This is a genomic window from Arthrobacter sp. CAN_A212, assembly GCF_015752345.1.
GTDB lineage: Bacteria > Actinomycetota > Actinomycetes > Actinomycetales > Micrococcaceae > Arthrobacter_D.
Map to the genome: position 1 here is coordinate 13,305 of NZ_JADOUT010000013.1, position 17,317 is coordinate 30,621.

The 17,317-nt window shown below is 67.3% G+C and carries 15 protein-coding genes; 7 read left to right on the plus strand and 8 right to left on the minus strand.

Annotated elements, in window-relative coordinates; all coding sequences use genetic code 11:
* The first annotated feature begins 37 nt into the window (after nucleotides 1-37).
* From IWX64_RS11030 to IWX64_RS11045, 4 genes are all read left to right on the plus strand, one after another.
* On the plus strand, nucleotides 38-766 hold the full coding sequence (locus tag IWX64_RS11030; RefSeq protein WP_196867176.1) for an urease accessory UreF family protein: 729 nt from the start codon (nucleotides 38-40) through the stop codon (nucleotides 764-766).
* Nucleotides 759-1,508: an urease accessory protein UreG gene (ureG, locus tag IWX64_RS11035; RefSeq protein ID WP_196867177.1), complete on the plus strand. Its 750-nt coding sequence runs from the start codon at nucleotides 759-761 to the stop codon at nucleotides 1,506-1,508. Before IWX64_RS11030 ends, ureG begins: the two co-directional genes overlap by 8 nt.
* Before the next feature lie 38 nt (nucleotides 1,509-1,546).
* Nucleotides 1,547-2,308: an urease accessory protein UreD gene (locus IWX64_RS11040; RefSeq protein WP_196867178.1), complete on the plus strand. Its 762-nt coding sequence runs from the start codon at nucleotides 1,547-1,549 to the stop codon at nucleotides 2,306-2,308.
* Between the two features lie 73 nt (nucleotides 2,309-2,381).
* A complete protein-coding gene (locus tag IWX64_RS11045; protein WP_196867249.1) occupies nucleotides 2,382-3,575 on the plus strand; it encodes a phospholipase D-like domain-containing protein in 1,194 nt (397 codons plus the stop codon).
* A 12-nt stretch (nucleotides 3,576-3,587) separates the two neighbouring features.
* On the opposite strand, the gene IWX64_RS11050 is transcribed toward IWX64_RS11045, so the two are convergent.
* From IWX64_RS11050 to IWX64_RS11075, 6 genes are read right to left on the minus strand one after another with little or no spacing between them, the layout of a single operon-like run.
* Nucleotides 3,588-4,289 (minus strand): GntR family transcriptional regulator, encoded by a 702-nt coding sequence (locus tag IWX64_RS11050; RefSeq protein ID WP_334683255.1) that lies wholly within the window; start codon nucleotides 4,287-4,289, stop codon nucleotides 3,588-3,590.
* A complete protein-coding gene (locus tag IWX64_RS11055) occupies nucleotides 4,270-5,970 on the minus strand; it encodes a dipeptide ABC transporter ATP-binding protein (protein ID WP_196867179.1) in 1,701 nt (566 codons plus the stop codon). The genes IWX64_RS11050 and IWX64_RS11055 overlap by 20 nt, the downstream gene beginning before the upstream one ends.
* Complete coding sequence (locus IWX64_RS11060) at nucleotides 5,954-7,762, minus strand: gamma-glutamyltransferase family protein (RefSeq protein ID WP_196867180.1); 1,809 nt, start codon at nucleotides 7,760-7,762, stop codon at nucleotides 5,954-5,956. The genes IWX64_RS11055 and IWX64_RS11060 overlap by 17 nt, the downstream gene beginning before the upstream one ends.
* 4 nt (nucleotides 7,763-7,766) lie before the next feature.
* Nucleotides 7,767-8,720, minus strand: coding sequence for an ABC transporter permease (locus IWX64_RS11065; protein ID WP_196867181.1), 954 nt, complete (start codon nucleotides 8,718-8,720; stop codon nucleotides 7,767-7,769).
* Nucleotides 8,720-9,673 (minus strand): ABC transporter permease, encoded by a 954-nt coding sequence (locus IWX64_RS11070; protein WP_196867182.1) that lies wholly within the window; start codon nucleotides 9,671-9,673, stop codon nucleotides 8,720-8,722. Before IWX64_RS11070 ends, IWX64_RS11065 begins: the two co-directional genes overlap by 1 nt.
* Nucleotides 9,670-11,391 (minus strand): ABC transporter substrate-binding protein, encoded by a 1,722-nt coding sequence (locus IWX64_RS11075; protein ID WP_196867183.1) that lies wholly within the window; start codon nucleotides 11,389-11,391, stop codon nucleotides 9,670-9,672. The genes IWX64_RS11070 and IWX64_RS11075 overlap by 4 nt, the downstream gene beginning before the upstream one ends.
* 166 nt (nucleotides 11,392-11,557) lie before the next feature.
* Here IWX64_RS11075 and IWX64_RS11080 point away from each other — a divergent pair, with 166 nt between their 5' ends.
* On the plus strand, nucleotides 11,558-12,289 hold the full coding sequence (locus tag IWX64_RS11080) for a YoaK family protein (RefSeq protein ID WP_196867184.1): 732 nt from the start codon (nucleotides 11,558-11,560) through the stop codon (nucleotides 12,287-12,289).
* Nucleotides 12,290-12,469: 180 nt separating this feature from the next.
* On the plus strand, nucleotides 12,470-13,354 hold the full coding sequence (locus IWX64_RS11085; RefSeq protein WP_196867185.1) for an SDR family oxidoreductase: 885 nt from the start codon (nucleotides 12,470-12,472) through the stop codon (nucleotides 13,352-13,354).
* A gap of 17 nt (nucleotides 13,355-13,371) precedes the next feature.
* On the opposite strand, the gene IWX64_RS11090 is transcribed toward IWX64_RS11085, so the two are convergent.
* Together IWX64_RS11090 and IWX64_RS11095 are read right to left on the minus strand one after the other, a co-directional pair.
* Nucleotides 13,372-14,886, minus strand: coding sequence for an MDR family MFS transporter (locus IWX64_RS11090; RefSeq protein WP_442859049.1), 1,515 nt, complete (start codon nucleotides 14,884-14,886; stop codon nucleotides 13,372-13,374).
* Nucleotides 14,887-14,979: 93 nt separating this feature from the next.
* Nucleotides 14,980-16,014, minus strand: a complete 1,035-nt coding sequence (locus tag IWX64_RS11095; protein ID WP_196867186.1) for a D-2-hydroxyacid dehydrogenase — start codon at nucleotides 16,012-16,014, stop codon at nucleotides 14,980-14,982.
* Between the two features lie 182 nt (nucleotides 16,015-16,196).
* Here IWX64_RS11095 and IWX64_RS11100 point away from each other — a divergent pair, with 182 nt between their 5' ends.
* A complete protein-coding gene (locus tag IWX64_RS11100; RefSeq protein ID WP_196867187.1) occupies nucleotides 16,197-17,309 on the plus strand; it encodes an ROK family protein in 1,113 nt (370 codons plus the stop codon).
* The last annotated feature ends 8 nt before the right edge of the window (nucleotides 17,310-17,317 follow it).

Below are 17,317 nucleotides of genomic sequence, written 5' to 3' on the forward strand. Positions count from 1 at the left end.
GGACTTTAGGCATGGTTCGAGGAATGGGACTTTAGGCATGGGCGTCAGCGCGTCGGCTCTTGCCGGCTTCCTGCTCGCGGATTCCCGCCTGCCCTCGGGCGCGTACGCCCATTCGGCGGGACTGGAGCCAGCGGTCCTGGGAGGGCTGGGACCGGGGCAGGTTTACGGTTATCTCCTGTCCCGGCTCACCACGGTGATGCGGGTGGAGGCAGCGGCGGCGGTCCTCGCCCACCGGCGCGCGGTGCTGGCGCTGGCGCAGGCGCAGGACGAGTCAACGGACACCGGCGGGTCACCCCCCGGGACGCTGGCCTTCGCCCCGATCGAGGCGGCGCTGGACGCGAGGACGCCTGCTGAGGCCCAGCGCGAAGCATCCCGCCAGCTCGGACGCGGGATGCTGCGTCTGGCCGTGACCCTCGTCCCGGGGAATCCCGCCGTCGCCCGGCTGGCCCGTGAGGTGCCCAAGCCCACCCGGCCGGTTGCGTTAGGCGTCCTCGGCGCGGCTCTCGGGGTGCCGGAACTGGAACTGGCACTGCTCTGCTGCTACGACGACGCGCAATCCGTGGTCGCCGCGGCGCTGAAGCTGCTCCCCATCGACCCGATGACCGGCACCCGCTGGATTCTCGACGCCGGCACCGCCATGGACGACGTCGCGCGTGCCGCCCTGACCATCCACACCGAAGACGACCTGCCCGCGCTCAGCGCTCCGTGGATGGAGCAGTGGGCGCAGGAACACACCACCAGAACAAGGAGACTGTTCGTTGCCTGAAATCCCTACCCCCTCCACCCGTTCCTTCCGGCTCGGCATTGCCGGCCCGGTCGGCACCGGGAAAAGTTCGCTGATCGCCTCGATCTGCCGCGCCATGTCCGGCGAGCTGTCCATCGGGGTCATCACCAATGACATCTACACCGACGAGGACGCGCGCTTCCTGAAATCCGCCGGGGTACTCCCCGGCGAGCGGATCCGCGCCGTCGAGACCGGGGCGTGCCCGCACACGGCCATCCGCGACGACGTCACCACCAACCTTCTGGCCGTGGAGGACCTCGAGTCCGACTTCGCACCCCTGGACCTGGTCATGGTGGAAAGCGGGGGCGACAACCTCACCGCCACGTTCTCGCCCGCCCTGGTGGACGCCCAGATCTTCGTGCTCGATGTGGCGGGCGGCGGCGACGTCGCCCGGAAGGGTGGCCCCGGCATTGCGCGGGCGGACCTGCTCGTCATCAACAAGATCGATCTGGCACCGTACGTGGACGTCGACGTCGACCTGATGCTGGCCGACGCCTCCGACGCCCGCGAGGGGGGCCCTGTCCTGGCCCTGTCACGCAAGGTTCCCGCGACCGTCGCCGAGCTCGCCGACTGGGTCCGGTCAATGGTGGTGCAGCACCGGGCCGGAACGCACACGCCGCAGGATCCGGGGCCAATGGCCCCGCATTTCCACGCCGACGACGACGGCGGCTACGTGCACACCCACGACGAATCCTCCGGGTCTGCTGGCACACACCGGCACTAGGGGTGACGGCTTTCGAAGGGTCGGCTTTAGAAGGGTCGATGGGTGAAGGATCGACGGGTGAGCCGGTACGTCCCACCCGGATCGGCGTCGAGCTGGCCCGCGGGCGGGCCAGCTATTCGGTGCTGGACCAGGGCCAGTTCCTCGCCCCACGCCCAGTGCATCCCCTGGCCGGCAGCCCCGGGGCGGGAGTGGACCCCACCCACGCGCGCGTCGCCCTGATCGGGATCTCCATGATGCTCCTCGGTGGCGACGAGGTGCTGATCGAGGTGTCGGTGGGCGCCGGGGTCACCCTTGAGGTGGTGGAACCGGCGGGCCTCGTCGCCTACAACGCGGCGGGTGTGCAGGCCCGGTGGCGGCTTTCGGCGACCGTCGCCGACGGCGGCACGTTGCTGTGGGCCGGGGCACCGCTGGTCGTGGCTGAGGGCGCCAATGTCCTCAGGGAAACCCGGGTGTCGCTGGCGGCGGGCGCACGGCTCGTCCTGCAGGAGGTCCTGGTGCGCGGCCGCACCGGGGAGCGGCCAGGGGAGCTGCGCAGCTCGGTGCGTTGCACCGGACCTGCCGGGGATCTTCTGGTCGAGGAACTGGATCTGACCGGGGACCACCGGTCGGCGGTGGGAGTGCTCGGTGGTACCCGGGTGCTGGGCGCCGTAACGGCCCTGGGCTTCACGCCTCCGGTCCTCCAGAGCACGAGCCTGACCCGATTCGACACCGCCTCCGGTGGTGCGGTCGCCCGGGTCCTGGCGGATAGTGCCCACTCTGTGACACAGCAGGTGGAGCAGGTTTTCACCGCGTGGCGATAGGCTCGTGAGTATGCCTCTTCACCACCCCAAGCGCGTTGTCGGTTTCGCAAGCACTGTCGTTCGGAGGGCTCTGATGGCCCTCGGTGTCCTGCAGGCTGCGGTCGCCGCAACCCTGGTGATTATTGACACGGTCCAGAAGAAGATCAGGACCAAGCGCGAGGGGTTCCCCAAGCCGGGCATCTTCGAGGGGCGGGTCGCAGGCTCGGCAACCACCGTCTACACCTATGGCGAGGACCTCTACGAGTCAATGCTCGAGGCGATCCGGTCCGCCGAGCACCAGATCCTGATGGAAACCTACATCTGGAAGGGCGACGCCGTCGGCCGTGCCTTCCGGGATGCCCTCAACGACGCCGCCGCGCGCGGGGTGAAGGTCTATGTCATCTACGACGGGTTCGCAAACCTCGTGGTCAGGCGGTCGTTCTACAAGTTCCACCCCGCTGTGCGGGTCTTCAGGTTTCCGGTGTTCCGACCGTCGATCATCTTCACGAACATCCGGGGCACCGGCTTCGACCACCGCAAACTGCTGGTTGTCGACGAGACCACCGGGTTTGTGGGCGGCTACAACATCGGCAGCCTCTATGCCACCAAGTGGCGCGACACCCACCTGCGGATCGTGGGCCCGTCGGTCTGGGAACTCAGGGAAGCCTTCGTCAGCGTCTGGAACCTGACCTCCTCACGGTCCCGTCGTCCATTGGACGACATCAGTGCCGAGTTCTGGGAGCCACGCCTCCGTGCGGTCAACAACATCCCGGCGAACCTGGTGTTCCCCATCCGCGGGGTCTACCTCGACGCGATCAACCGCGCCAGGGACCACATCTACATCACCACCGCCTACTTCATCCCGGACCAGCAGATCCTCAATGCCCTGTTGCGTGCCAGCAAGCGCGGGGTGGATGTGCGGGTAATCCTGCCGGAGGAATCCAACCACGTGCTGTCCGACTGGTTGTCCCGGGGGTTCTATTCGTCGCTGCTGGAGAACGGGATCCAGGTGCTGCTCTACCAGAACGCCATGATCCACGCGAAGACTGCCACCGTGGACGGCCAGTGGTCCACCGTGGGCACCGCCAACATTGACCGGTTGAGCCTGACCGGGAACTACGAGATCAACCTGGAAATTTTCGACGAGGGCCTCGCCGACAGCATGGAGAAGATCTTCGCCGTGGACAGCGGGAACAGCCGGATCCTGACCAGCAAGGAGTGGGAGCGCCGCCACATTGTGGCCCGCGTCAGCGAGGCCATTCTCGCCCCGCTCCGCCCCCTCCTCTAATCTGCGAACCCGTCAGGGTGCGGCGAAGCGGTCCAGGTATCCCACCCGCGACTGGTGGACGTGGCCAGCCATCAGCCGCTCGGCCTCGGCGGGGTTGCCGGCGTCGATCGCGGCCATGATCAGCCGGTGCTCGCTCCAGGACTGTTTGCCCCGGTTGTCGACGTCGGTGGCGTAGAGCCATTCGATCTTGCCGGAAATCTGGCGCAGCAACGCCGTCAGGGAGGCGCTGCCGCTCAGTTCCGCGATACCGAGGTGGAACCTGATGTTCAGTTCCGGCAGCAGTTCGAGGTTGCCCGCGGTGACGGCCTGATCGCCGTCGTCGAGCAGGTCAGCGAGCTGCCGGCGCACCCTCCACCACTCAGCGCTCGGGGCACCGGCACTGAACTGCGCGGCCGCGCGTCGCGCCGCACGCCGCGCCGTGGCGGCCTCCAGCGCCTCGCGGACGGAGAAGAGATCGTCGGCGTCGTCCACCGGGATCTCCGAGACGGTTGATCCGGCGTAGGGCTTGGACTCGACGAACCCCTCCGCCTCCAGCGCGCGCAGCGCCTCCCGCACCGGGATGCGGGACACCCCGTACTTCGCGGCGAGCACCGCCTCGGTCACCCGGGTACCCGGCTGGAGCGAACCGAAAATAATGTCGTGCCGGATCTCGTCCTGCACCCGCTGTTTGGGTGCCGGCTCGGCCGGCCTGGGGTCAGGCAGCAAAGGCAGCACCGGGAATCGCTCCCAGCAGTTCCCGGGTGTACCCGGACTCGGGCCGGTTGTACACCTGGTCCACGGTTCCCGATTCCATCACCTCGCCTGCCTTCATGACCACCACATTATCGGCAATCTGCCGGACGACGGCGAGGTCGTGGCTGATGAACAGGTAGGTCAGCCCCAGCCGGTCCTGCAGATCGGCGAGCAGCCGCAGGATCTGGTCCTGCACCAGCACGTCCAGGGCAGACACCGCCTCGTCGAGGATGAGCATTTCTGGCTCCAGTGCCAGGGCCCGCGCGATGGCCACGCGCTGGCGCTGCCCACCGGAAAGTTCGTTCGGCCGGCGCTGCGCCATGCTGTGTGGCATGCCCACCTGATCCAGCAGGTCGGCTACCTTCTTCCGGCGGCTCTCCTTGTCCCCCACCTTGAAGATCCGCAGGGGTTCGTCGATCAGCCGTTCAATGCTGAACGTCGGGTCGAGCGAGCCGTACGGGTCCTGGAACACCGGTTGCACCTTGCGCCTCAGCGCCCTGCGCTGCTGCCCACGGCTGGCGGTGATCGTCTGGCCGTCGATCAGTGCGTTGCCCGAGGTGGCGGTTTCCAGGCCCAGGATGATCCGGGCCACGGTGGTCTTGCCCGACCCGGATTCGCCGACGACGGCGGTGGTCGTCCCCCGCTGCACGCTGAAGGACACATCCTTCACCGCCTGGACGGTCCCGCCGCGCTGGCCGCGCAGCTTGAATTCCTTGAACAGGTCGCGGATGACCAGGATCGGTTCGGGACCGGCGATGGAGGACATGCCACCGCCCGCCGGTTCCCGGCCGAGTACCGCCGCGACCGACGGCGCCGCCGCCACGAGGGCCTTGGTGTAGTCCTCCTGCGGGTTGAGGAGGATCTCGCGCGGTGTGCCCACCTCGACGATGCGCCCCTCGGACATCACGATGATGCGGTCGGTGCGGTCTGCGGCCAGGCCCAGGTCGTGGGTGATGAACAGCAGTGACGTGCCGCGGGCGTCCACCAGGTTCTGCAGGTGGTTCAGGATCTGCCGCTGCACTGTCACATCGAGGGCCGACGTCGGCTCGTCAGCGATCAGCAGTTCCGGCTCCCCGGCGAGTGCGATCGCGATGAGCACCCGCTGGCGCATGCCGCCGGAGAACTCGTGCGGGTACTGCCCGTACCTGCGTTCGGCGTCGGGAATTCCCGCCTCCGCCATCAGCGCCACGGCACGCGACTTCACCTGTGCCCGGTCGAGCCGTTCGCTGCCCGGCTCCCGGTTGGAGATCAGCGCGTCGGCGATCTGCGGGCCCACCTTCATCGACGGATTGAGGTTGGACATCGGGTCCTGCGGGACCAGGCCGAGGCGCGAGCCGCGGATGGAGCGCATCTGGGCGTCCGACGCATCGGCCAGGTCGACCACGTCACCGGAGGACCCCAAGCGGATCGATCCGTTGGAGACGTACCCGTCACCGGGCAGCAGCTGCAGGATGGCGCCGATGGTGGTGGACTTGCCGGAACCGGACTGGCCCACGATCGCCACCCGCTCCCCCCGCCGCAGCTCGAAACTGACGTCGTGGAGGACGGGGGCGGAACCGAACGTTACCTCGAGGTTCTCGACCTTGAGCAGGACCTCGCGGGACACCTTGTCGGACTCCACTGCGGTCAACTTATCTCCGTTCAGGTCATCGCCCTGCTGCATAGCCCTGCGCTCCTCTCGGGTTGGCGGCGGCCTTCAGGACGCCGGTTGCGGGGTCGCTCACCACAGAGGAAATTCGGCCGAGGGCCCAGTCTCCCGCGCGGGTGACGACGTGGCCGCGGTCCTCCAGGTCGGTGATGACATCCTCACCGAGACGGTCCTCGACCACAGCCCCGCCGGGCTCCCAGGCCCGGGGGTAGAACGACCCGGGGATTGACGTGGTGTGCAGCGAGGGTGCGTCGATCGCCTGCTGCGGCGAGTAGCCGCCGACGATGGTCCGCAGAATGTAGAGCAGCTGCCACTGGTCCTGCTGGTCCCCTCCGGGCGAACCCAACGCCACCACGGGAACGCTGTCCTTCAGGATCAGGGTCGGTGTCAGCGTGGTGCGAGGCCGCTTGCCCGGGCGCAGGGTCGACGGCGCCCCGTCCTCCAGCCAGGTCATCTGCAGCCGGGACCCCAGGCAGAACCCGAGCTCGGGGATGGTCGGTGAGGACTGCAGCCAGCCGCCCGACGGCGTGGCGGAGACCATGTTGCCCCACTGGTCGACGACGTCGATGTGGCAGGTGTCCCCGCGGGTCTCACCGCTGCGCGAGACGGTCGGTTCGCCGACGCCCGCCATCGCGCCCACGCCAGCGAGGGCTGGGGCCGTGTATTCGGTGCGCAGCGGCGGGATGAAGGGTTCGCGGCCGGGCACGGTCCCGGGCCGGAACTCGGCAGATGCCTTCTCGGTGATCAGCGTGCGGCGCTCAGCGGCGTACTCCTCGGACAAGAGGTACTCCAGGGGGATGTCGGCGTCGCCGTAGTAGGCCTCCCGGTCCGCGATCGCCAGCTTCTGCGCCTCGAGGATGGTGTGGGCGCCGAGCGCGGTGGACGGGTCGAGGTGCTCGTCGTCGTACCCGGCGAGGATGGCGAGGGTCTGCAGCAAGGCGGGCCCCTGCCCCCAGGCGCCGGTCTTCGCGATGGTGTAGCCGCGGAACTCGAAGGTGGTGGCTGGCTCGTAGCCGGCCTGGCAGCCGGCGAAGTCCTCGAGGCTCATCACTCCTGCGTGGTCCGTGCCGGAGGAGTGACGGTGCGGCTGGGCGGAGAAGGCGACGGCGGCCTGCGCGACGAAACCTTCGCTCCATTCGCGCCGGGCTGCGTCGATGCGCTCCTCCCGCGTGGCTCCGGGTGCGCCGGCTGCGGCCAGCCGGTCCAGGACGGAGGCGTAGGCCTCGTTCTTGACCATGTCGCCGGCGGCGGGGGCCCGACCCTCGGGCATCCAGAGCGCTGCCGACGTCGGCCAGTGCTCGGTGAACAGTTCGGCGACCGAGGAGATGGTGGAGCCCACCCGTCCCACGATCGGGTGCCCGTTGCGGGCGTAGCCGATGGCGAAGGCCAGTACGTCGCCGAGTTCCCAGGTGCCGTGATCGCGGAGCAGCAGCAGCCAGGCGTCGACGGCGGCGGGCACCGCGGCGGCGAGCGCACCGGAGCCGGGCACCAGTTCCAGTCCCTCCGCGAGGTAGTGCTCGCGGGTGGCGGCGGCGGGGGCTGGGCCCTGCCCCATCAGGACGATGGGTTCGGACGGGTTCTCGGCGGTGGCAAACACGCCGGTCATATCGCCGCCGGGGCCGTTCAGGTGCGGCTCGACCACGTGCAGCACAAAGGCACTGGCGACGGCGGCGTCGAAAGCGTTCCCGCCACGCTCGAGGACCGCCTGCGCCGACGCGGTGGCCAGCCAGTGGGTGGACGCGGTCATTCCGAAGGTGCCCTCCAGGGTGGGCCGCGTGGTGAAGGTAGCTGGGGTGGTGTAGGTCATCGAGTCACTTTCGGTTCTTCTTGCGGGAACGGGAGGTGCTGGTGGGATCGAGTGCGTCGCGCAGTGCATCCCCAAACAGGTTGAACGCCAGGCAGATCACGGCGATCGCGATGCCGGGGAAGATGGCAGCCGTGGGAGACCTGAAAATGTACTGCTGTGCATCCGAGAGCATGATACCCAGGCTAGGTGTTGGAGGCTGGATGCCGAGGCCGAGGAAGGACAGCAGTGCTTCGCCGATCACCGCGACCGGCATGATCACAGTGGCTTGGACGATGATCGCCGAGGCCGCGTTGGGCAGCACGTGCTGAGCCATGATCCGCAGCCCCGAGGCATCCATGGTGCGCGCCCCCAAGACAAAGTCGCTTTCCTTGATCCGCAGCGTCTCGCCGCGGACCACCCGGATCATGGTGGGGATCTGCGCGATCCCCAGGGCGATCGCGGCGTTGGACAGGCTCGGACCGCTGATCGCGGCCAGCCCGACGGCGATGATCAGGAACGGGAACGCCAGGGTGACGTCGGTGAGGCGGGAGATGACGGCGTCGAACCCTTTCCAGTAGCCGGCCAGCAGCCCCAGAGGCGTGCCGATGACGACGGCGAGCAGCACCGACAGCGCACCCACCTGGAGCGACGCCTGCATGCCGAAGAGCATGCGGGAGAAGATGTCCCGGCCCAGGTCGTCGGTGCCCAGGAGGAACCCGACGGTCAGGGGGTCCTGGAAGGGTGCCTCGAAGTGGACCTCGGTGGGGTCATAGGGAGCGATCACCGGGGCCAGCACGGCGGCGAGGACCACCAGCGCCAGCATGATGCCGCCGGCAATGCCGAGCGGGTTCCGGCGCAGCGAGCGCCAGATCCGGCCACGCGCCGAGCCGAGGCCCGCGGTTTCCGCTCCGGTGCCCGGACCGTTGCCCGGTCCGGCGCCTGGGCCGGAGCCTGTGGGGGCGATTTCTGTGGCGGCCATCAGTTGGCTCCTCCGACTCGGATTTTCGGGTTGACGACTGAGTACAGGATGTCCACGGCCAGGTTGATCACAATGTAGGAAACGGTGATGATCAGGACCACGGCCTGGATGACCGGGTAGTCACGGGTAAACACTGCGTCGAGGGTGAGCTTCCCGAAGCCGGGAAGCGCGAAGATCCGTTCGGTCACCACAGCACCGGAGATCAGCCCACCGAGTTGCAGGCCAACGATGGTCACAACCACGATCAGCGAGTTCCGCAGGCCGTAGCGCATCAGGACCCTGCCCCGGCCCAGGCCCTTGGCCCGGGCGGTGCGCACATAGTCGGTGTTCATCGTTTCGATCATCGACGCGCGGGTCTGCCGCATGATCACCGCGGCCAGTCCGGTGCCCAGGATGATCGCCGGGAGGGTGAGGTAATAGAGGCCGCGCAGCGGGTCGCTGGCGACGTCAACGTAGCCCGACGCCGGGAACCAGCCGAGCGTCACCGCCAGGTAGAGGATCGCGAGGATTCCCAGCCAGAAGTTCGGGACCGACAATCCGATAAGCGCGAACCCGTTGGCCAGCCATTCCGGCCACCGCCCGCGGAACCGTTCGGCGATGACGCCAAAGAGGATGCCGACGACGACCGCGACGACGATCGCGTAGGCCGACAGCCATAGCGTGACCGGCAGGGTGGTGGCGATGAGCTCGGTAACCGGGGTCCCGGTGCGGGTGGACTCGCCGAAGTCACCGCGGGAGATGTTCCCGAGGAACGTCAAGTACTGGCTGGTCAGCGACTCGTTCAACCCCAGCTGCTCGCGGATGGCCTCCACCCGTTCGGGGGTGGCTTCCTCCCCGGCCATGGCCAGTGCCGGGTCGCCGGGTAGCTGGCGGACGCCGATGAACACCACCAGTGATGCCAGGATCAGGGTGAGCGCCGACTGCCAGAGCCGGGTGCCGACGTAGCGGATCATGGCTGTGCCCCTTCGGTCTCGATGAAGGCCACGTTGGACAGGTGCACCACGCCATCGGCGAAGGTTTCCACCCCGGCGATGTTGGTGGTGTAGGCGGTCAGGCTGCGCACCCGGTAGAGGTAGATCAGTGGGTTGTCTACCTGGATCTTCTCGACCACCTGGCCATACAGTTCGGCGCGTTCGTCGTCGTCAGTGGCCTGCGCTGCCTGCCGGAGCAGGGTGTCTGCCTCCTCAACGCTGTAACCGGAGTAGTTGTTGCCTCCCCCGGTGGAGAGGAAGTTGAACATGTTGCCGTGCGGGTCGACGCGGCCGGACCAGCCGAGCTGCAGCATCTCGAAGTCACCGCGTGACTGCACATCCAGCAGGGTGGAGTACTCGACCGGGACGATCTTCAGGCTGAACGCACCCTCCTCGGAGACGGCGGCCTGGAGGGCCTGCGCGAACCGGAGCGTGTCGGGAGCGTTGGAGACCTGCATTTCGATGTCGTAGGGAGTTTCGATGCCGGCCTCCTCCAGCAGGGCGACGGCGCCTTCCGGGTCGAACGGCGGGCAGTCTTCGCTGAGCTCTGAGGTGAAGGGGCTTTCCGGGGAGATGGGCGAACAGGCCGGCTGGTACCAGCTGTTGAACACGGTGTTCACCAGGGCTTCGCGGTCAATCGACATGGACAGGGCCATCCGCACCGCTGCCTCCTGCGCCAGCGGAGTGTCGATGGTGCCGACCGGTTCGCCGACTCCCTCGGTGTTGCCGAGGTTGATGGTCAGACCCTGGTAGCCGAGGGACCCGACCTGAAGTATGCCGATGCCGTTCTCCTGCGTCAGAGCATCAATGTCCTGCGGCGAGATGGTGTCGGCGACATGGACGTCACCGGATCGCAGGTTTGCCGCGCGGATATTCGCGTCGGTGATGATCCGGTAGGTGATGGTGTCCAGGTGGACGTTCTCGGCGTCGTAGTACAGGGGGTCCCGTTCGACGGAAATCGAGGTCTGCGGCACCCGGTCGACGAATTTGAACGGCCCCACGCAGACGGGGTTGTCACCGAAGTTCTCCCCCGTCGCGTCAAGGGCCTCGGGTGAGAGCATCATCCCGGCCCGGTCGGCCAGTGCAGCGGTCAGCGGCGCGAAGGGCGTCTCGTAGGTGATCTCAACCGTGTACTCGTCGGTCGTTTCGATGCTGGTGATCGGTCCGAGCTCGCTGGCACGGGAGGATCCCTCGAGGTTGAGGTGCCGGTCGAGTGTCTGACGGACCGCCTCGGCGTTAAACTCGGCGCCGTCGGCGAACACGGCGTCCTGACGGACCGGGATGGAGATGGTGAGTCCGTCCTCGGAGACCTCGGGGAGTTCAGTGGCGAGCTGGGGAACCAGCTCGCCCGACGCATCGATGTCGTAGAGCTTCTGGCACATGGTCTGCATGACGTAGCGCGTGTAGAGCGACGACGACGTCGTCGGGTCCAGGCGATCCGGTTCGGCGGAGAGCGCCATCACCAGGTCCCCGCCCTCGACAATGGTCTTGCCGTCGAGGGACGCGGTGGTGACCTCTTCGCGCTCGGGTGCTGGTTCAAGAGCCTGTAGTGGCTGGCAGGCGGTCATCGCGAGGGCCACGGCGGCGGCGCTGGCAAACACGCCGGCCAGTTTGAACGGCGACCGTGATCGCGTGTCAGGCGTTTCCGGTGTGTCGGGCGTTTCCGGCGGGGCCGGTGGCGTCAGTGGTGTGGGCGGCATTTTCATCCTTGGCTCAGGAGGCGGGGACTGCATGTGGTGCAGGTCTCATGTGACCGATTGCATACAACAATAAACTTTAAGGTGTATTTTGTATACATGCCGTTCGAAATGTGACGGTTCGTATAGCAAGACTCTGCACACCAGCTCTCACCGCACGGAGGATCCCATGAAGCGTCAGCCTGTCCCCACCGACCGGCTCCACCTGTGGCTCATGCTGACCCTTACCTTTTCCACCGGCGTCGTGGATGCCGTCGGTTTCCTGGGCCTGGACCAGGTCTTCACCGGAAACATGACCGGAAACGTCGTGCTGCTGGGCATGGCTATTGCCGGGGGCAGCGACCTGCCGGTACTGAGACCTGCCCTGGCGTTGCTCTTCTTCATGGTCGGCGCCGTCATTGGCGGGCGGGTGTTGCGGAAGGCACCCGAGGGGTGGAGCGGACGCACCTCGTTGACCTTTCTCACGGTGACCGTGCTCATCGGCGGTTTGGCTCTCTTCACCGCCCTCATCGATGTCACCGACGATCATCTGCTGGGCAGCATCACCACCAGCACGCTCGCCCTGGCCATGGGTGTTCAGGCCGCCACGGCAAAACGCCTCAAGGTCGCCGAGATCACCACCGTCGTCGTGACCTCCACGATCACCGGGCTGGCCTCGGACTCACGCCTCGCCGGAGGGAAGAGTCCCTTCTGGGCACGCCGGGCACTCGCCATCGCACTGATTCTGGTCGGCGCCCTCGTGGGAGCGGCCGCACTGCACATCGACCTCTGGGTCGGGATTGCACTCTCGGCCGTCCTGTCGGCAGTGGTGACGCTGATCGGCCAGCTCCGGCACCGCAAGGACAAGCGGGCAGCAGCGGCAGCGGTCGAATCCGGGCTGAAGTCGGTGACCGCCAGCTAGGAGCCCGCGCCGGCGCTCTAGTCCCACAGCGGGTTCCTTCTTTCCCACCGGCAGCGCTTAGTCACTGGGAATGTCTGGACTATCCCACTGAACGGTCCCCATCGGTGGGAAGCAAGCTGGCCCGCACCACTGTACGCTCGACATTTAAGGCATTTCGGCCGGTTCGAGAAGGGTAACGGCGTGAGCGAGGACAGGGCGATCCCGGGCGGAGTACTGATTGCCGGTTGCGGTGATCTGGGGACCGAAGCCGGGCTGAGATTCGCGGCGGCCGGACACCGGGTGACCGGGTGGCGGAGGTCGGCGGACAAGCTACCGGCACACTTCGACGGGGTCGCCGTGGATCTCACCGGCGAGTTGCCGACCATCCCGCTGGACACGAACATTGTGGTGATGGCTACCGCAGCCGACGGCCGCACCGAGGACGCCTACCGTGCCGCCTATCTGGAGGCCACCGGCAATCTCCTCGACGCCCTGGACCGGGACGGCATCGACGCACGCATACTCCTGGTGTCCTCCACCGCCGTGTACGGGGGCGACGACGGCGAGTGGATCGACGAATCCCACCCCGTGGCTCCGGCCACCCCAACGGCGACCATCCTGGCCAGCACCGAGGAGCTCCTGCGAGCCCGCCGCCCGGACGCCATTATCCTGCGGCTGTCGGGGATCTACGGGCCCGGGCGTACCCGGCTGATCGACCAGCTGACGGCGGGAACCGCCGTCGTCCCGCAGGAGATCCAGTGGACCAACCGGATCCACCGCGATGACGCGGCCGCGGCCATTGTGCACCTGACCACGCAGGTCAGCAACCCCGGGACCGAGTACATCGGGGTCGACAATGAACCCGTTGACCAGGGTGAGGTGGTCGAGTTCCTCGCCGCGCAGTTGGGTCTACCGACCCCGCCGGTGGGACCGTCGTCGTCGGCCAGGACCGGCGGAACGAAGCGGGGAACCGGGAAGCGCCTCAGCAACGCGGCGCTGCTGGCCACGGGGTTCGGGTTTACCTATCCGACGTTCCGCGAGGGGTACCTGGCCGTCATCAATGGTGACGGGGTCAGGCACCCCTAGCCCTCGTGCCGGGCCGGTTAGTGAACGGCTGGTACTCCGGCGCCGTCGACTGGAGCCTCTGCGGCGTCGACCGGCGTGTCTTCGGGCTTCCGGATGAAGAAGGCCGCTACGACGGCGAACATGAAGACGATCGCGCCGCAGAAGAACGCGGCCTGGATGCCACCGGCTTCGGCGGCCACCTCGGAGGCGCCGTCGTCGAGCAGGGCGGTGGCCTGGATGGTCAGGACCGAGATGAACAGGGCGGTGCCTGCGGCACCCGCAAGCTGCTGAACGGTGCCCACGATTGCACTGCCGTGTGAGTAGAGCTGCGGGCGGACGGACCCGAGGGCCGAGGTCAGCAGCGGGGTGAACATCAGGGCGAGGCCGATGCTGAGGAAGACGTGAGCCACCATCACCATGAGGAAGGGGGTGGTTTCGCTGAGCATCGTCAGACCCCAGAAAACCAGGCTGACAAGGATCGCGCCCGGCACCACGAGGACCCGGGGGCCGCGCCTGTCATAGATGCGGCCCACTATCGGGCCGAGCAGTCCCATGGTCAGGCCGCCCGGGAACAGCAGCATACCCGCTACCACTGGGGAGAGCCCGAGCACGTTCTGGACGTAGAGGGGCAGCAGGATGATGGTTCCGAAAAGCGCCATCATGGACACCGAAATGACCAGGATGGAGATGGTGAAGGTGCGGGACTTGAAGGTCCGCAGGTCCAGCAGGGCACGGTCGGCGCACTGCAGGCTGCGCTGCCGGAGGATGAACAGCACCAGCGCCACACCGCCGACGACGAGTGGCAGCCAGGGCGGTACCGGTCCCCCGCCTTCGGCAGCCTCGCCGAACTGGCTGAGGCCGTAGATGATCCCACCGAAGGCAAGCGCCGAGAGGATGACCGAAAGGACGTCAATGGGCAGGCGGCGCGGCGTGGTGACGTTCTGGATGCGGGTGGCACCGAGGACCAGTGCGCCGACGGCGATGGGGAGGACCAGCCAGAACAGCCAGCGCCAGTCCAGCACACTGAGGATCAGGCCGGACACGGTGGGGCCGATGGCCGGCGCCACGGAGATCACGATGGCGATATTGCCCATGGTGCGGCCGCGGGAGGCCGGGGGGACGAGCGTCATCACGGTGGTCATCAGGAGCGGCATCATGATGGCGGTGCCACTGGCCTGGATGATCCTGCCGACCAGGAGCACCTCAAACCCTGGCGCGAGCGCCGAGACCAGGGTGCCGAGGCTGAACAGGGACATGGCGGCCATGAATACGGGACGGGTATGGAACCGTTGCAGCAGGAACCCGGTGACCGGGATGACCACTGCCATGGTGAGCATGAAGGCCGTGGTGAGCCACTGCCCGGCACTGACGGTGATGCCCAGGTCAACCGTGAGTGTCTGCAGCGCAACGCTCATGATCGTCTCGTTCAGGATCACCACAAAAGCCGACACCAGCAGCAGCGAGATCACCAGCCGGTTGCGTTTGGCGTTGTCGATGTCGTCCGGACGCTCGGCCGACTGGGTCTCAGTGGCGGGCGGGGCGCTATGGGGCACGGAAGGTCCTTCGAAAGGGTATGGGCGCGGGAATCCTACTAGCGGCAACGCCGGGAGGATTGGCTTCTATTCCGGCCTGATTTTGGCGGGCGCCTATTGACGGCTGTCCCCGGACGACGTCGGCACGTACCCGAGCATCTTGTCCACCGGATGGGGCAGCCCCTTCCCGGCATGCCAGGTGAGGAAGTTGCGTTCGAACTGAAGCGCCAGATCGTCCAGCCAGGAGTCGGCGTCGCTGGCCATGTGGGGTGAGATGAGCACCTGGTCCATCCCCCAGAGCGGGCTGGAGGGCGGTAGTGGCTCGACGGCGAAGGTGTCCAGCACCGCCCCGGCGATGCCACCGTCGTCGAGCACTCGCACCAATGCTGCCTCATCCACCAGCTTTCCCCTCCCCACGTTGATCAGGACCGAGGTGGGAGCCATGGCGTCAAGCACAGCTGCGCTGACCATTCCGTTGGTCTGTGGGGTCAGCGGTGCCACCATGACCAGGTAGTCGTAGCCGCCGGCCAGGGCCGCCAGGTCGGAGCTGGCGTGGACTGTACCGAAGTCGGGGTCGTTAGTGCGGGCGTTCCTGCCGGCGCCGTCGACCCTGGCTCCGGCCGCCGTCAGGAGCCGTGCGGTGCACCGCCCGATGCTGCCGGTGCCCACCACGAGGACCCGGGAGCCGGCGATGTTCCGGGTGGTGCGCCGACCCCAGACCAACTGGCGCTGAAAGTCCCGGGTCTGACCGAAGCCTTTGGCGGCGAAGAGCATGGCGCCGAGTACGTACTCGGCCATGGGGCGATCAAACACGCCGTGCGCATTGGTCACGGTGACCGGCGAGTTGACCAGTCCCGGGAACAGCAGCTTGTCGACGCCGGCCGCCGCCACGTGCAGCCACTGCAGGGAACCTGCGTGTTGCCAGGCCGGTTCCAGTGCGCCCGAGAAGAAATCCCAGAGGTAGAGCACGTCGGCCCCGTCGATGGCTGCCGGCAGGCCGGCCGCGTCCGTCTCGCGGATGTCCGCGAGAGCTGCGACGCGCTCCAGTCCGATCACGGGCCGGTCCCCCACCAGGACTGCGACGATGGGCCTGCGGTCGGCGGGGGTGGAACTGGAAGGGGTAGAACTGGTGAGGTTGGACGAGGTCATGGTCAGCATTTTCCCACGGCACACCCCAGGTGAAGCACGAGCGGACGGCCGCGCTGCACTCGTTGAGCCGAGCGCTACTGGTGGCTCCGTGGCGAAGATCGGCTATCCCTGTGGCGGTAAATTAGTTCTAGCCTGGAAGAAATAGGATCAGGGTGGAACCAACAGACCTGAGGAGACCGATCATGGCGAGCAGTGGAGAAGTGGCAGTCGCACGTGCGGTGCTGATTCACGGACCCTTGTCCCGGGCAGCGCTGACGGCACGGCTCGACCTGTCGGCCGCCAGCCTGACCCGTCTGGCGAAACCCTTGCTGGATAGCGGGGTACTCGTGGAGGTCAACGACGTCGCCGACGGTTCAGTGGGACGCCCATCGCGGCCACTCGACATCGCCCCCCATAAAGGCCGATTCGTCGGGGTGAAGCTCACGGGAACCCACCTTTACGCCGTATCGACCGGAATTCGGGCGGAACCGATGGCATGGATTGATCACCCGCTAACGGACCGCAGCCCGGGGGGCGTCATCGACGACATAGCCCGCAGCATCAACAATCTGGAGATCGAGGACCTCACCGGCGTCGGCGTCAGCCTGGGCGGCTTTGTTCGGCACGGGGTCGTGGAGCACGCACCCTTTCTGGAGTGGCACGGCGTCCACCTCGCGGAGCTGCTGTCGGAACGCGTGGGCGCACCAGTCACCGTCGAAAACGACGTCGTCGCCCTCGCCGAGGCAGAGCGCTGGTTCGGCATAGGCCGCGACCTTCCGGGATTCGCCATCGTCACGATCGGAGCGGGTGTCGGCTACGGCCTGGTGGTGGGCGGCCAGGCCGTGCGTACCGTCGACGCCGGAGCGGGCACCGGCGGTCACATCCCGCTCGCAGCGGGCGGACCCGTCTGCCCAGATGGCCATCGGGGCTGCGCACAGGCCGTGCTGACATCCGGAGCGATCGCAGGGCAGGTTTCGGCCGCACTACAGCGGCCCGTCAGCTACGACGAAGTCCTCCGGTTGGCATCCGCCGGGGAGCCTTCAGCACAGACCGTGGTGAACGCCGCGGGCGATGCCCTCGGCAGATTCATCGCCCTTGCGGCTAACCTCACCCTTCAGTCCTCGGTGGTGCTGGCCGGTGAGGGGATCGGAATTTACGACCTCGTTGCCCACCGCGTCACCAATGCTGTCAACGCTGAGCGGGGGCCCAACGCCGAACCGGTACACATTCACGTGGACCGCTCCGGTTTCCGCGCGTGGGCGCGGGGAGCAGCCGCTGTCTCGATCCAAACGGCAATCCACCGGCTTCCCGCCTAGCGGGGCAG

What these genes read in the sequence shown, in the direction of transcription:
- IWX64_RS11060 (WP_196867180.1), bottom strand. Translation starts at nt 7,762, where the DNA reads ATGACCTACACCACCCCAGCTACCTTCACCACGCGGCCCACCCTGGAG.
- IWX64_RS11095 (WP_196867186.1), bottom strand. Translation starts at nt 16,014, where the DNA reads ATGACCTCGTCCAACCTCACCAGTTCTACCCCTTCCAGTTCCACCCCC.
- IWX64_RS11030 (WP_196867176.1), top strand. Translation starts at nt 38, where the DNA reads ATGGGCGTCAGCGCGTCGGCTCTTGCCGGCTTCCTGCTCGCGGATTCC.
- IWX64_RS11055 (WP_196867179.1), bottom strand. Translation starts at nt 5,970, where the DNA reads ATGCAGCAGGGCGATGACCTGAACGGAGATAAGTTGACCGCAGTGGAG.
- IWX64_RS11040 (WP_196867178.1), top strand. Translation starts at nt 1,547, where the DNA reads ATGGGTGAAGGATCGACGGGTGAGCCGGTACGTCCCACCCGGATCGGC.
- IWX64_RS11100 (WP_196867187.1), top strand. Translation starts at nt 16,197, where the DNA reads ATGGCGAGCAGTGGAGAAGTGGCAGTCGCACGTGCGGTGCTGATTCAC.
- IWX64_RS11080 (WP_196867184.1), top strand. Translation starts at nt 11,558, where the DNA reads ATGAAGCGTCAGCCTGTCCCCACCGACCGGCTCCACCTGTGGCTCATG.
- IWX64_RS11075 (WP_196867183.1), bottom strand. Translation starts at nt 11,391, where the DNA reads ATGCCGCCCACACCACTGACGCCACCGGCCCCGCCGGAAACGCCCGAC.
- IWX64_RS11045 (WP_196867249.1), top strand. Translation starts at nt 2,382, where the DNA reads ATGGCCCTCGGTGTCCTGCAGGCTGCGGTCGCCGCAACCCTGGTGATT.
- IWX64_RS11070 (WP_196867182.1), bottom strand. Translation starts at nt 9,673, where the DNA reads ATGATCCGCTACGTCGGCACCCGGCTCTGGCAGTCGGCGCTCACCCTG.
- IWX64_RS11065 (WP_196867181.1), bottom strand. Translation starts at nt 8,720, where the DNA reads ATGGCCGCCACAGAAATCGCCCCCACAGGCTCCGGCCCAGGCGCCGGA.